This is a genomic window from Cutibacterium sp. LaCa_255 (assembly GCF_057458005.1).
In genome coordinates this window covers 2,350,871-2,364,591 of sequence record NZ_CP190956.1, presented here as the reverse complement: position 1 = coordinate 2,364,591, position 13,721 = coordinate 2,350,871, and the positions used below count along the sequence as shown (strand labels likewise).

Annotated in this window: 12 protein-coding genes; 9 read left to right on the top strand and 3 right to left on the bottom strand. The window is 65.2% G+C overall.

What is annotated here, in order from left to right:
* Position 1: 1 nt before the first annotated feature.
* The 8 genes from dnaK (at position 2) to ACP8ML_RS10740 (ending at position 8,467) form a co-directional block, all read left to right on the top strand.
* Positions 2-1,855, top strand: coding sequence for a molecular chaperone DnaK (gene dnaK, locus ACP8ML_RS10775; protein WP_016666227.1), 1,854 nt, complete (start codon positions 2-4; stop codon positions 1,853-1,855).
* 92 nt (positions 1,856-1,947) lie between these two features.
* Positions 1,948-2,598, top strand: coding sequence for a nucleotide exchange factor GrpE (locus ACP8ML_RS10770; protein ID WP_065673545.1), 651 nt, complete (start codon positions 1,948-1,950; stop codon positions 2,596-2,598).
* 75 nt (positions 2,599-2,673) lie between these two features.
* Positions 2,674-3,816, top strand: a complete 1,143-nt coding sequence (gene dnaJ / locus ACP8ML_RS10765; RefSeq protein ID WP_065673544.1) for a molecular chaperone DnaJ — start codon at positions 2,674-2,676, stop codon at positions 3,814-3,816.
* 1 nt (position 3,817) lies between these two features.
* Entirely contained in the window at positions 3,818-4,279 is a 462-nt protein-coding gene (locus ACP8ML_RS10760) for a heat shock protein transcriptional repressor HspR (RefSeq protein WP_015582049.1), read from the top strand.
* Positions 4,280-4,404: 125 nt separating this feature from the next.
* Positions 4,405-5,265 (top strand): SGNH/GDSL hydrolase family protein, encoded by an 861-nt coding sequence (locus tag ACP8ML_RS10755; protein WP_486702930.1) that lies wholly within the window; start codon positions 4,405-4,407, stop codon positions 5,263-5,265.
* 21 nt (positions 5,266-5,286) lie between these two features.
* The gene (locus ACP8ML_RS10750) at positions 5,287-5,412 is read left to right on the top strand and encodes a hypothetical protein (protein WP_270236192.1); all 126 of its coding nucleotides are present in this window, start codon (positions 5,287-5,289) and stop codon (positions 5,410-5,412) included.
* A gap of 146 nt (positions 5,413-5,558) precedes the next feature.
* Positions 5,559-6,602 (top strand): zinc-binding dehydrogenase, encoded by a 1,044-nt coding sequence (locus ACP8ML_RS10745; RefSeq protein WP_065673542.1) that lies wholly within the window; start codon positions 5,559-5,561, stop codon positions 6,600-6,602.
* 287 nt (positions 6,603-6,889) lie between these two features.
* Complete coding sequence (locus ACP8ML_RS10740) at positions 6,890-8,467, top strand: aspartate:alanine exchanger family transporter (protein WP_065673541.1); 1,578 nt, start codon at positions 6,890-6,892, stop codon at positions 8,465-8,467.
* Between the two features lie 70 nt (positions 8,468-8,537).
* Here the strand turns inward: ACP8ML_RS10740 and ACP8ML_RS10735 are convergent, their stop codons facing one another.
* Entirely contained in the window at positions 8,538-9,902 is a 1,365-nt protein-coding gene (locus ACP8ML_RS10735) for an amino acid permease (RefSeq protein WP_117189458.1), read from the bottom strand.
* 247 nt (positions 9,903-10,149) lie between these two features.
* On the opposite strand from ACP8ML_RS10735, the gene ACP8ML_RS10730 reads away from it, so the two are divergent.
* Entirely contained in the window at positions 10,150-10,530 is a 381-nt protein-coding gene (locus ACP8ML_RS10730) for an NUDIX hydrolase (RefSeq protein WP_171048631.1), read from the top strand.
* Between the two features lie 27 nt (positions 10,531-10,557).
* Here the strand turns inward: ACP8ML_RS10730 and ACP8ML_RS10725 are convergent, their stop codons facing one another.
* Together ACP8ML_RS10725 and ACP8ML_RS10720 are read right to left on the bottom strand one after the other, a co-directional pair.
* Positions 10,558-12,975, bottom strand: a complete 2,418-nt coding sequence (locus ACP8ML_RS10725; RefSeq protein ID WP_284950565.1) for an ABC transporter permease — start codon at positions 12,973-12,975, stop codon at positions 10,558-10,560.
* Positions 12,972-13,709, bottom strand: a complete 738-nt coding sequence (locus ACP8ML_RS10720) for an ABC transporter ATP-binding protein (protein ID WP_063279903.1) — start codon at positions 13,707-13,709, stop codon at positions 12,972-12,974. The genes ACP8ML_RS10725 and ACP8ML_RS10720 overlap by 4 nt, the downstream gene beginning before the upstream one ends.
* Between the last annotated feature and the right edge of the window lie 12 nt (positions 13,710-13,721).

Below are 13,721 nucleotides of genomic sequence, written 5' to 3'. Positions count from 1 at the left end.
CATGGCTCGTTCAGTCGGTATCGACCTCGGAACCACCAACTCGTGCGTCGCCGTCCTCGAGGGCGGCGAGCCCGCCGTCATCCCGAACGCCGAGGGTGCTCGTACCACCCCGTCGGTGGTCGCCTTCACCAATTCGGGTGAGACCCTCGTGGGCGAGGTCGCCAAGCGTCAGGCCGTCACCAACGTTGATCGCACCGTCCGATCCGTCAAGCGCCACATGGGCGAGTCCTGGACGATGGGCGTCGACGACAAGACCTACAAGCCGCAGCAGATCAGCGCCTTCATCCTGCAGAAGTTGAAGAGGGATGCCGAGGCCTACCTCGGTGAGCCGGTCACCAACGCTGTCATCACCGTCCCGGCCTACTTCTCCGACGCCCAGCGGCAGGCCACCAAGGAGGCCGGCGAGATCGCAGGTCTGACCGTTGACCGCATCGTCAACGAGCCCACCGCTGCTGCCCTGGCCTACGGCCTCGACAAGGCTGACAAGGAGCAGACCGTCCTGGTCTTCGACCTCGGCGGCGGCACCTTCGACGTCTCCCTGCTCGACATCTCCGACGGTGTCTTTGAGGTGAAGGCCACCAACGGTGACAACCATCTCGGTGGTGACGACTGGGACCAGCGCATCGTTGACTGGCTGGTCACCCAGTTCAAGAACGCCAACGGCATCGACCTGGGTGCCGACAAGATGGCCAAGCAGCGTCTGCAGGAGGCTGCCGAGCGCGCCAAGATCGAGCTGTCGCAGGCCTCCGAGACCCACATCAACCTGCCGTACATCACCGCTGGTGCCGCTGGCCCACTCCATCTCGACGAGAAGCTGACCCGAGCCGAGTTCCAGCGCCTGACCTCCGACCTCCTCGAGCGTTGCCGCACTCCGTTCAACGCCGTCATGAAGGATGCCGGCCTCAACGTCTCGCAGATTGACGAGGTCATCCTCGTTGGTGGTTCGACTCGTATGCCCGCCGTCTCCGAGCTCGTCAAGGAGCTCGCCGGCAAGGAGCCGCACAAGGGCGTCAATCCTGATGAGGTCGTGGCTCTCGGTGCTTCCCTGCAGGCTGGTGTGCTGAAGGGCGAGGTCAAGGACGTACTGCTTCTCGACGTCACCCCACTGAGCCTCGGTATCGAGACCAAGGGTGGTGTCATGACGAAGATCATCGAGCGCAACACCACCATCCCGACCAAGCGTTCCGAGGTGTTCACCACTGCTGAGGACAACCAGCCGTCGGTGATGATCCAGGTCTTCCAGGGCGAGCGCGAGTTCGTTCGCGACAACAAGCCGCTGGGCAACTTCGAGCTGACCGGTCTGATGCCCGCGCCGCGCGGCATCCCGCAGATCGAGGTGTCCTTCGACATCGACGCCAACGGCATCGTCCACGTTCACGCCAAGGACATGGCCACCGGCAAGGAGCAGTCCATGACTGTCACCGGCGGCTCCGCCCTGGGCAAGGACGAGATCGATCGGATGGTCAAGGAGGCCGAGGCCAACGCCGACGCCGACAAGAAGCGTCGCGAGGCTGTCGAGATGCGCAACGAGGCCGACGCCCTGGCCTTCCGCACTGAGAAGTTGCTCGACGAGAACGGTGACAAGATCCCTGAGGACACCAAGACTCCGGTGACCGAGGCCATCGCCAAGTTGAAGGAGACCCTCAAGGGCACCGACAACGACGACGAGGTCAAGGCCGCCATGGACGACCTGAACCAGAAGGCGTCGGCCATGGGCCAGGCGATCTACGCCGCTGCCCAGCAGGCCCAGGCCCAGAACCCGCAGGGAGAGGGCGCCGAGTCGGCCACCTCTGAGTCCGGCGACGACACCGTCGTGGATGCGGAGATCGTGGACGACGAGGACGACAAGAAGTGACCGGGGCCACGGCCTGACCCCAAACCCCGCATCGACCGCCGGGTCGCCAATCATGACGGCCCGGCGGTCGGCACCCACGTGGAGGAAGACAGATGACTGACAAGAACGTCAATCCCGATGACAACCAGGCCGACGACAACCAGGCTGGCGAGAACGTCGAGGAGCGTTTCGCCGACATCGTCGATGGCGTCGACATCGACGCCGACCAGCCGACCGCCGACTCGCAGGCCCCTGAGGAGATGTCCCGGGAGGCCCAGCTGGAGGCCCTGCTGGCTGAGCGCACCGAGGATCTGCAGCGTCTGCAGGCCGAGTACGTGAACTACAAGAGGCGCGTCGACCGTGACCGTGCACTGTCGCGACAGTCCGGCGTCGACAAGGTCATCACCGACCTCATGCCGGTCCTGGACTCGATCGCCATGGCTCGCCAGCACGGTGAGGTCGAGGGCGGCTTCAAGCTCGTCGTCGATGAGCTCGAGAAGGTGGCCAACACCCATGGTTTGAGCAGCTTCGGTGAGGTGGGTGACGCCTTCGACCCGAATCTCCACGAGGCTCTCATGCAGATGCCGATGGAGGGGGCCACCGTCACCTCCGTCAGCCAGGTGATGCAGCCTGGCTACAAGCTCGGTGATCGTGTCCTGCGTCCGGCGCGCGTGGCGGTCTCCGACCCGGACCCGAATACCAAGCCCGGGGAGTCGAAGGCTGAGGGGTCGGGGGAGCAGGCCCCCGAGGCTGACAGCGACTGAGACGACACACATCGAAGAAGGCGGCCGTGACCGCAGACCGGAAGAACTCGCGATGATCAGGGAGGGAGGAACCAGATGAGTACCAAGGACTGGGCCGAGAAGGACTACTACAAGGTCCTCGGTGTCTCCAAGGACGCGAAGCCCGAGGAGATCAAGAAGGCGTTCCGCAAGATCGCCCGGGACAACCATCCCGACTCCCACCCCGGTGACAAGGCTGCCGAGGCTCGTTTCAAGGAGGCCTCCGAGGCCAACGACGTGCTGTCCAATGCCAAGAAGCGCAAGGAGTACGACCAGGCTCGCAGCCTCTTCGGAACGGCCGGCCGATTCGGGTTCCCGCGTGGTGGCGCTCAACCGAACGTCAACGTCGAGGACTTCATTCGTACCGCTTCCAACGGCGACGGATTCGGAGACCTCTTCGGAAATCTCTTCGGGGCCACCGGCGGACGCCGCACCACAACCAGGGCGGCTCGTCGTGGTGCCGACGTCGAGGGAGAGACGACGATTTCCTTCGACGACGCCGTGTCCGGGACGACCGTCACCATGGACATGGTCTCCCAGGCCCCCTGCCAGGCGTGCCGGGGAACTGGTGCCAGGGCCGGAACCGTGCCGAGAGTGTGCTCGACCTGTCAGGGATCGGGTATGCATGCGACCTCGGCGGGTGGCGTCTTCGAGATGACTGAGCCCTGCCCGGATTGCCAAGGGCGAGGAATGGTTGTCGAGGATCCTTGCCAGGTGTGCCACGGATCGGGTCGCGCCAAGTCCACCAAGTCCATGCAGATCCGGATTCCTGCCGGCGTGGAGGACGGCCAGCGCATCCGCATCAAGGGCAAGGGTTCCCCGGGTGAGAACGGCGGCAGGGCCGGCGACCTGTACGTCAAGGTGACGGTGCGTCCGCACAAGGTCTTCGGACGTGACGGCAACAACCTCACCGTCGACGTGCCGGTGACCTTCCCGGAGGCTGCTCTCGGCGCCGAGGTCGAGGTGCCGACCCTGGCCGGAAGTACCGTTCGTCTGCGGGTCCCCGCAGGGACGCCCAGCGGCCGGACCTTCCGGGTGCGTGGTCGTGGCGTGCCGCGCGCCGACGGCAGCAAGGGAGACCTGCTCGCTACCGTCGAGATCGTCGTCCCCGAGAAACTTGACGATGACGCGCGACATGCCTTGGAGGGGTTCCGTGACGTCGTCCGGCAACCCAACCCGAGGCCGTGGGAGGTGAGGTGAGATGGCACGGAGCAGCAGGAAGCTGTCCGACGCCGTCGATCTGGCGGTGATCGACAAGGACGCCGCCATCTTCCCCATCTCGGTGGCCGCCGAGTTGGCCGGGATGCACCCGCAGACCCTGCGCACCTATGACCGGCTCGGGCTGGTCATCCCGGAGCGGACCCGTGGACGGGGTCGTCGGTACTCCATGCGTGATGTCGCCGCCCTGCGGATGGTTCAGCACCTGTCCCAGGAAGAGGGGATCAACCTCAACGGGATCAGGCGCATCCTCGAGATGGAGCGTCGTATCGAACAGTTGTCCGACCAGGTCGATCAGCTCACCGACACCGTGCGTGGAATGCAGGCTGCCAGGTTTCAGGGTAGTGAGGACGCGCGGGTGTTTACCGCCGAGTCCACCGGTCGGGTCCACATGGGTAGGACGGTCGTCCACGCCCAATTGGCATTGCCTGCGCACCGAGGCTGAGAGCCCTTGGGGTGTGCGATCTCGCGCGGGCAGTCCGTTCTGGCCGCCGTGAATCCGCTGACAGCAGACCGGAATACCGCTGTGAGGGGGCAGACAACCCGTCATCGACGAGGCATGATGAGATCGTGAAGGGAATTCTCAGGATTCTCAGTGTCGTGATTGTCGCGGCCGTCGTGGTCGGGATCACCCTCGGATTGCGGCCTGTCAATCACGCAAACGGGTGGTCCTTCGACCGGCATCGTAAGCCGAGCGTGGCCACCTCCTCAGCTCCGGCGTCCTCTGTTGCAGTGCGGTCCGCTCCCGGACTGACGGGGCATGGCGGAACCCTCGGCACTGTCGGTCTTGGCGACTCCGTTCCGCAGGGAAGTGCTTGCCGCCAGTGCGTCACCTTCATCGAGCGGGTCGGTACAGACATGGCCCACCGTGCGAGCGTGCGAGCCTCCGTGGGTAACGAGTCGGTGTCGGGGTACAAGACCACTGACGTCCTCACCCAGCTCGAGTCACCTGGCACGAGGACCTTGCTCAAGACCGCTGATCTTGCCATCGTGACGATTGGGGCCAACGATTTCGACGTCGACAAGATCGTCGCCAGGTGTGCCCACGCCGATGCGTCATGCGTCGAAGGTGACGTCGATGCGGTGATCAGACGGGTACGCACCATCCTGGAACGCATCAAGGCCGCGATGACGACGCCCGATGCCACCGTCGTCGTCACCGGGTACTGGAATGTCGGGATGGACGGCAAGGTCGGGCGTGAGCAGGGCAAGGACTACTCCCATGTCACCAACACGATCACCAAGGTGTTCAACTCCCAGGTCGAGGCCATCGCCGACGAGATCGGGGTCGTCTATGTCGATGTGCGTACTCCGTTCAAGGGCGCCGACGGCAAGCGGGACGACACCGAACTTCTTGCCGAGGACGGTGACCATCCGTCACAGACGGGCCACGCCGTGTTGGCCAAGGCCGTGGAGGCTGAGCTGCCCTGATGGCGGTGTTCCGGTGTCGTCGTGGTGTGCGTCGGGACGAACCTGCGGCCGAGGTTGCCGATCGGTACCGGGTTCGTCCATGCCGAGGTGGTGCTGGAGGGTTTTGCCGCCCAGATCACCAAGACCGAGCACGCGGCGGGGACGTGACAGCTTCCCCTCTGCCGTCGTCGGCTGTCAGTGTGAGACAATCCACATCTCAACCCGATCTTTGGGTGCTGGATCGTCCTATTCGTATTACCCTGAATGACAAGTAGCGTCGGCACCGAGGTCGACGCGCTGACAAGGGATCAAAGATGACAGAAACCATGCTTGCCGAGCGTTTCCACGCTGCGGATCGGTCCATCACCCTCGAGGACATCCCGATCCCGCACCCGGGGCCCGGTGAGGTGCTCATCAAGGTCGCATACTGCGGTATTTGCCACTCCGACCTGAGTCTTATCAGCGGCGCATTCCCGGCCAGTCGTCCCGCTGTGACCCAGGGCCACGAGGCCTCCGGCACCATCGTCGAGCTCGGCGCCGGCGTCACCGGGTGGAAGGAGGGTGACCGCGTCATCCCGTCCGCTGGTCGTCCCTGTCTCAAGTGCCGCAAGTGTCGGCGTGGTGCCTTCACAGACTGCCTGAGCCTGAACCTGATGGCCTTCGCCTACGACGGCGCATGGGCCGAGTACCACGTCGCCCAGGCCTCCGGAATGACGAAGATCCCGGACAACGTCCCGATGGACCAGGCAGCCCTTCTCGCTGATGCCGTCTCCACCCCCTACGCCGCTGTCGTCCGTACCGGCAAGGTGCACATGGGCAACGCCGTCGCCGTCTGGGGAGTCGGTGGCGTCGGGACCCACCTCGTCCAGCTCGCCAAGCTGGCCGGTGGCGTCCCCGTCATCGCCATTGACCTCAACGACGCAGTCCTCGAGCGCGCCAAGCGACTCGGTGCCGATCACACCCTGCGCAGCGACGACCCCGAGCTCATGCAGAAGATCGAGGACATCACCAACGGCCGCATGATCGACGTCGCCTTCGACGCCGTCGGTATCAAGCCTACCCTGCGCGCCTGCGTCGACTCCCTCGACGTCGACGGCAAGGCGGTCTCCGTCGGTCTGTCCTCCCAGGACATCGACGCCGGCCCGTTTCTGGACTTCAACCTGCACCGCAAGCAGGTTCTCGGCCACCTCGGTTACAAGTCCCAGGACATCGCCATGCTGGCCGAGATGCTGTCGTACCACCGCCTCGACCTCTCGGAGTCGATCTCCAAGGTCATTCCGCTGTCGGAGGTCAAGAGCGGCATTGAGGAGCTGGAGTCCCATCAGGGCAACCCGATCCGTATCCTCGTCAAGCCCTGACGCTGTCCAGTCCTGAGGCAAGGTCCTCGGACACAACTCAACGCACACGGTCAGCGCACAGGCTCGACACACGCTGGGTGCCGTCGCGATTCGTCGCGACGGCACTCGTGCGTATTCAGTGTGAGACCGCGGACGTCTCCATGGTGAGCCTGCAACGCGACGGGCGTGATCGTCTCTGTCCGAGCGAGGTCCTATAATCCGAGGACTGGACCCCGGACCTTCCGGGCCTGCTGCGACGACGCATCCCGCCGTCGGGGCGGGATCGCCGGCATGATGTCAGGAGTTTCATGACAGTACTGACCGACTTTCTCGCCACGCATCAACTGCTGACGATCCTCATCGTCCTGGCTTCTGGTGCCCTGCTGGGCCAGATCAAGTTCGGCCCACTGAGATTCGGTGCTGCCGGAGCCCTCTTCATGGGGCTTGTCGTGGGTGCCCTCGATCCACGTTTTGGCCAGGACCTGGGCATGATCAAGGGTTTCGGCGTTGTGCTGTTCTGTTACACCGTCGGCCTGGCTGCTGGATCGACCTTCCTGTCCGACCTCAAACGTCAGTGGAGTCTCATGCTCGCCGGCATCGTCGGGCTTGCCGCCATGGCAGCCGCCGGGCTCGGGTTGGGACGATTGTTCGGACTGAGCCCGGCCCACGTCGCTGGTCTGTACGCCGGTGTCCTCACCTCACCGGCCATCGACGCTGCATCGACGGCCACCCACGGCGCCGGGGACACCCTCGTCGGCTATGCGTTGTCGTACCCGGTCGGGGTCGTCGTCGGGCTCGTCATGGTCGCCCTCGTCGCCAAGCGGCACTGGCCGGCCACCAAGGACAACACCTCCATGGCCGAGGCCGGCCTGACCTCGGTGTCGACGGTCGTCGATCGCGAGACCTCCATTCACGAGACCCCCGGTTTCAACGACGACCAGATCCGGATGTCCTACCTGCTGCGCGACGGCGAGATGCGGCTGGCCACCCCGGACGACGACCTCCATGTCGGCGACCAGGTTCTCGTCGTCGGCAACCCTGACGACGTCAACCGTGCCGTCGAGCACTTGGGCCACGTCTCTGATCGCGCCCTCACCGGCGAGCGCCACGAGATTGACTTCCGCCGCTTCCTGGTGTCCAACCCTGCCCTAGTCGGGCACACCCTCGGCAGCATCGACGTGCGCGGCCGTACCAGTGGCAAGGTGACTCGGGTGCGTCGTGGCGACCTCGACATGTTGGCCCGCGATGACATCGTCCTGCAGCCGGGCGACCGCGTGCTGTGCGTGGTGCCGGCGAATCGTCTGTCCGACGCCGCCGACCTCTTCGGTGACTCCGAGGCCCGCGTCTCCCAGGTCGACGCCCTGTCCCTGGGGCTCGGCGCCGCCCTTGGTCTGCTGCTCGGGGCTCTCATGGTGGCCCTGCCCGGCGGCTTGCGCTTCGAGCTGGGAACCGCAGCCGGACCGCTCGTCATGGGCATGATCCTGGGGTCGGTGCATCGCACGGGCCCACTGCGATGGCAGCTGCCGCACGCCACCAACGCGATCCTGCGTCAGCTCGGTCTCATGATCTTCCTGGCCTGCGTCGGGCTGGCGTCCGGTCCCGCCTTCCTGTCCCAGGCCGCCAGCTGGACCGGTCTGGCAGTCATCGGCGTTTCAGCCGTCACCCTGGTCCTCGGCGGAGTGATCGTCATTGCTGCGGCCTGGTTCATGAAACTGTCGGCCCAGCGCGCCACCGGTGCCTTCGCCGGTTTCGTTGGTCAGCCGGCCATCCTCAGCTACGCCAACTCCTTGGTCAACGACGAGCGCATCGAGTCAGCTTACGGTGCCCTCTTCGCGCTGGGAACCATCGTCAAGATCCTCCTGGTGCAGGTCATCGTCCTGGTGTGATTTCTTCCGGAACGAGGGCCGGTCGGTTGTGCAACCGACCGGCCCTCGTCATGTCAGTGAGGGGACCTGATCAGGCCCGTGACTGATTGCGGCGACGCGACAGCCACCGCCCCAGAGTCAGGGCGGCCAGCCAGATCGGGCCGATCGCCACGGCGATCCGGAACGGCGGCATGATCAGCATGACGACGATCATGAGCACCAGGAAGGCGATGACAATCCAGTTGGTCACCGGTGCTCCCGGCATCTGGAACTTGAGGTTTGCGCGGGTCTCGGGGGCCAGACGACGACGGAAGAGCATCTGGGTGATGATGATCGTCGCCCAGTTGATGATGGCGGAGATCGTGGCGATCGACATGATGTACATGAACGCCTGTTCCGGCAGCAGCCCGACGACGACCACCGCGATGGCCGTCACCGCGCTGGAGACCAGCACACCGACCCACGGGGAGCCGGCCCTGTTGACCTTGCCGAGAACCCTGGGGGCGTCACCCTGGTGGGCCAGGGCGTGCAGCATCCGACCGTTGGCGTAGAGACCGGAGTTGTACGCTGACATCGCCGCGGTGAGCACGACGAGATTGAGGATGGCGGCCGCTCCCGGGATGCCGACGAGGTCGAAGATCTGGACGAAGGGGCTGGCGGTGCCGTCGATCTTGGTCCACGGGACGATGGCCAGCATGACGACGAGGGCGCCGACGTAGAAGATCAGGATCCGCCCGACGACCCGGTTGATGGCCTTCGGGATGGAACGCTGCGGGTCCTCGGCCTCGCCGGCGGTGATGCCGATGAGCTCGGTGCCGCCGAAGGAGAACATGACGATGATGATGCCGGCGAGCATCCCGGTGACGCCGTGGGGCATGAGCCCGCCGTTGCGCCACATGTTGCTGAATCCGGTCGCCGGGGTGGAGGGAGATCCGAAGAGGATGATCCACAGCCCCAGGATGATCATCGCGACGATGGCGACGACCTTGATGATGGCGAACCAGAACTCCACCTCGCCGTAGGCGCGCACGTGGAGCAGGTTGACGGTGGTGACGATGACGAGGAGAACCGCCGCTGACAGCCAGCGGGGCACGGCCGGGAACCAGTAGTTGACGTAGATTCCGACCACCGAGAGCTCGGCCATCGACACGAAGATGTAGTTGAACCAGTAGTTCCAGCCGGAGATGAAGCCGGGCAGGTCCCCCCACCATCGGTGCGCGTACTCGCTGAAGGCGCCCGAGGTCGGGTGGTGGACGCTCATCTCGCCGAGAGCACGCATGATGAGGTAGATCACCGCGCCCCCCACCAGGTAACTGATGACGATGGCCGGGCCAGCGGCGGAGATCGAGTCGGCAGCTCCGTAGAACAGGCCGGTTCCGATGGCGCCACCCAGGGCGATGAGCTGGATGTGTCGGTTTCTCAGACTGCGGTGCAGTTGCTGATCAGGTTCGGTCACGCCGGTGAGTTTAGGGGCGGGTCCGAGAAGGAGGCGGCGGTGATCGAGGGGTGAGCGTTCGCGCAGGCGAGAGGTCACGACGACGCCGAGGTGCCGATACTTGCCGGTCACCCCACGGAGCTGCCAGAAAATCGAGATGAAAACGTGTACATGCCTGATCCGGGCCACTTTTTGGCAGCTCCGTGGGGTGGCGTCGGGGTATCGATACCCTGACCAGGTGATCTTCAACCTCTCCGCCGTGTGCCTGATGCGAGGGCGAACCTGTCTCAACGTCCGAAAACGGGGAGCCGATCACGTCATCCTTCCCGGTGGCAAGATCGAGCCCGGCGAGACCCCTCTCGATGCCGCCATCCGCGAGGCCCGGGAGGAGACCCGTCTGGTCCTCGATCCCGCAGACCTCACCCACCTGGGAACCTTCGACGCCCTTGCCGCCAACGGTGACGCCGATGGCATTCGCTGCGCGGTCTACATCTGTGACTGGCAGGACTCCTGGCCAGAGCCCGTCCCCGATTCCGAGATCGTCGAGTACGAGTGGACCGACCTCGACCACTGCCACGATGACGTGAGACAGGCCCCGCTGCTGCTCGACCGGGTCATCCCGGCCCTGCAACAGCGAGGCCTGCTGTGAACCTCATGGTGTCGCCAGCCCTTGAGCTCACTCCTCAGCCAGGGCGACGGCGGGCTTGATCTTCGCTCCCCGGCGACCGGGTATCACGGAGGCCAGCCATCCGGCCAGCACCGAGACGATGGCCACCACGAGCATCTGAACCCACGGCACGGACGCCTGAACGGTCATGATGGAACTGAAGAGGGCGTGGGATCCGGCGATGCCGTACCCGATACCCAGCGCGATACCGAGGATTGCCGCAATGCCCGAGAGGATGAGCGCCTCCGTGCCGAACATCGACCGCACCTGTTTCCGCGTCAGTCCGAGGGCGCGCAGCAACCCGATCTCGCGGGTGCGCTCCACCACCGACAGGCCAAGGGTGTTGGCGACACCGACCATTGCGATGATGACCGAAATCACCAGCAGACCGACGACCATGCCGAGCAGGATGTTGATCACCTTGTCCATCTGGGCCTTCTGGTCAGCGGTCGAGGCGACCGTCACTCCCTGGTGGGCCGACATGGACTTGGACAGGGCCTGGGTCGTCTTGGACTGATCGGCGCCGTCCTTGTAGCGGACCTGCAGCTGGGTGGGTTCGGCCTTCGGAGCCAGCTTGGTCATGACATCCTGGGTGACGACGATGCCCTGCGTGTCCTGACCATGTCCGACCAGGGTCAGGTTGACCTTGTTGCCCTTGACGGTGACGGTGATCTTGTCGCCGTCGGAGGCACCCGGCACGGAGCCCACGGCGTGGGTGCTGTCGAGCCCCTTGGTGGCGGAATCGTTGCGAACGACCTGGGAGAACTCCGACGAGACGCCCTGGATAGTGGTCTGCTTGGCATCCCCGCCGCCCTCAATGGTTCCGGTGGCTGTCGTCACAGTAGCGACCTTGGCGACTCCGTCGGTCTTCCTGGCGTCCTGGATGGTCGCCTTGTCGAGCGGGCCCTGGGCTTGCACGGTGGCGTCGACGGGGAAGTGACCGTTCATGACCTTGTCGATGGAGGCCCGTCCGGTGGCAGCTCCCGTCGCGACGGTGGCGATGAGGGTGACACCGATGAGCAGGGCAGACGTCGTCGTGGCGGTACGGCGCGGGTTGCGCTGGGTGTTCTCGACAGCCAACTCTCCCGGAACCCCACCGAGGTGGGCGGCACCGATGGCTCGGCTCAGCCCGCCGATGAGAACGGGAGCCAGCACCAGCACGCCGGCAAAGCTGACGAATCCACCGGCCACCCCGCACAGCACGGCGACATTGGTTTCCATGTCAGCGGTCGCGCAGGCGATGACGAGGGCGGCACCGGCGATGAAGAGCAGGGCACCGAGCATGATGCGGACTCGACCGATCCTGCGGGTGGGCGTCTCGGTCATGGGCTGCAGAGCAGCGACCGGGGCGACCTTGGTCGCGCGACGTGCCGGTGGCAGGGCGGCCAAGGTCGTCACGACGATTCCGACAATGAGTGGGATGATGCATGACATCACGGTGACGCTGACCGAAGCGTCGACCGGGGAGCCCGCAGCCTTGAGCCCCATGAGCATGAGCTGGGTGACGCCAATACCAAGAGCCGTTCCGACGGCCGATCCGATGAGGCCGGCGGTGAGGGCCTCGCCCACCACCGAGTGACGCACCTGTTTGCGGGTGGCACCGATGCAGCGGGCCAAGGCCAAGGTGCGGGTGCGTTGGGCGACGAGGATGGTGAAGGTGTTGACGATCACCATCGCTGCGACGGCCAGGGCGATGACGGCGAAGGCACCCATGAAGGTCGTCATGGCCGCGAATCCGTCGGAGGCATGCTCGGCCTGATGGGCCCGCTCGTCGTCGGCAGTACGGACGGTGGCGGTACTGCCGACGACCTTGGAGACATCCTTGACGACTTCGGAGGCTCGACGGTCGGAATTGACGTACAGGACGTCGGCACCCCCCTGACCACTGATGCTGGCCAGGGTGGCGGTAGGCAGGTAGATCTCCGGAGAGGTCGGGGTGCTCGTGGTCCGAGCATTCGGATTGAGCACGCCCACCACGGTCAGGTTGGTGGACTTCAGCTTCTTCTGGGACATGTCACTGACCGTGATCCGGGAACCGACTGTGGCCTTGTTGTCCGCAGTGCTCTGGTTGACGACGACTTCGTTCGGCCCCGTCGGGGTGCGTCCCTCGACCATGTCGGGGTGGGCTGGCATGAGGTGACCGGTGACATAGGCGGACTGCCCGTTGTCGGTGCGCTGCAGGAAGACGTTGCGGGTGGCCTCGACCGAGGTCACACCATCGACCTTGGCGACCTTGTCAACGGTGGTCTGGGCAATGGTCTTGTCCTTGCCAGTCACGACTACGGCGGCATCCCCGACGGCTGCCGCCTGGGTCCGCAACGCGGAAGCCTTCATCGAATCCATCAACATCAGGGTGCTGGCCATGAAGGCCACCCCGATGATGACGGCGATCATCGTGGGAATGAGACGACGACGTTCATGAATCATGCCAACACCTCCTGCCCACGAGTGGTGGACACCTGGCCGTCAGCGACGGTGACGATGTCGTCGGCCCTGGCGGCGGCGTCGCGGTCGTGGGTGACCATGACGACGCTCTGGCCGAGGTCGTCGACGCAGTGGCGCAGGAAATCGAGCAGGTCGTCGCTGGCCTCCGAGTCAAGGGCGCCGGTGGGCTCGTCGGCGACGATGACGTCCGGACGGGTCACCAGGGCACGGGCGACGGCAACGCGCTGCTGCTGGCCGCCCGACAGCTCCGACGGCTTGTGGCGAAGACGCTCGGTGAGACCGAGCATCCCGGTGATGTGGTCGAACCACTCCTTGTCGACCTTGCGGTGGGACAGTCTCAGCGGCAGCATGATGTTGTCGGTGGCCGTCAGCGTCGGCATGAGGTTGAAGGACTGGAACACGAATCCGACGTGGTCGCGACGCAGCCGGGTGAGGGCGTCGTCGTCGAGGTGAGTGATCTCGGTGTCGCCGATCCAGACCCGTCCGGAGGTGGGGGAGTCCAGACCCGTCATGCAGTGCAGCAGGGTCGACTTGCCCGAGCCCGACGCTCCCATGATGGCGGTGAAGCGCCCGGCCGGGATGTCGAGGGTCACGGAGCGCAGCGCCCGCACAAGGGTGGCTCCCGAGCCGTAGGTCTTGGTGAGGTCAAGGGTGCGGACCGCGCTGGGGGCGGTCGTTGAGGATGTGGTCGGCGCGGCCGGCGCTGAGGCAGACATGAGAACTCCTGT

Bases quoted from the DNA above. Each gene is read 5' to 3' on its own strand.
- dnaK (WP_016666227.1), top strand. From the start codon at position 2: ATGGCTCGTTCAGTCGGTATCGACCTCGGAACCACCAACTCGTGCGTC.
- ACP8ML_RS10770 (WP_065673545.1), top strand. From the start codon at position 1,948: ATGACTGACAAGAACGTCAATCCCGATGACAACCAGGCCGACGACAAC.
- dnaJ (WP_065673544.1), top strand. From the start codon at position 2,674: ATGAGTACCAAGGACTGGGCCGAGAAGGACTACTACAAGGTCCTCGGT.
- ACP8ML_RS10760 (WP_015582049.1), top strand. From the start codon at position 3,818: ATGGCACGGAGCAGCAGGAAGCTGTCCGACGCCGTCGATCTGGCGGTG.
- ACP8ML_RS10745 (WP_065673542.1), top strand. From the start codon at position 5,559: ATGACAGAAACCATGCTTGCCGAGCGTTTCCACGCTGCGGATCGGTCC.
- ACP8ML_RS10740 (WP_065673541.1), top strand. From the start codon at position 6,890: ATGACAGTACTGACCGACTTTCTCGCCACGCATCAACTGCTGACGATC.
- ACP8ML_RS10730 (WP_171048631.1), top strand. From the start codon at position 10,150: ATGCGAGGGCGAACCTGTCTCAACGTCCGAAAACGGGGAGCCGATCAC.
- ACP8ML_RS10725 (WP_284950565.1), bottom strand. From the start codon at position 12,975: ATGATTCATGAACGTCGTCGTCTCATTCCCACGATGATCGCCGTCATC.
- ACP8ML_RS10720 (WP_063279903.1), bottom strand. From the start codon at position 13,709: ATGTCTGCCTCAGCGCCGGCCGCGCCGACCACATCCTCAACGACCGCC.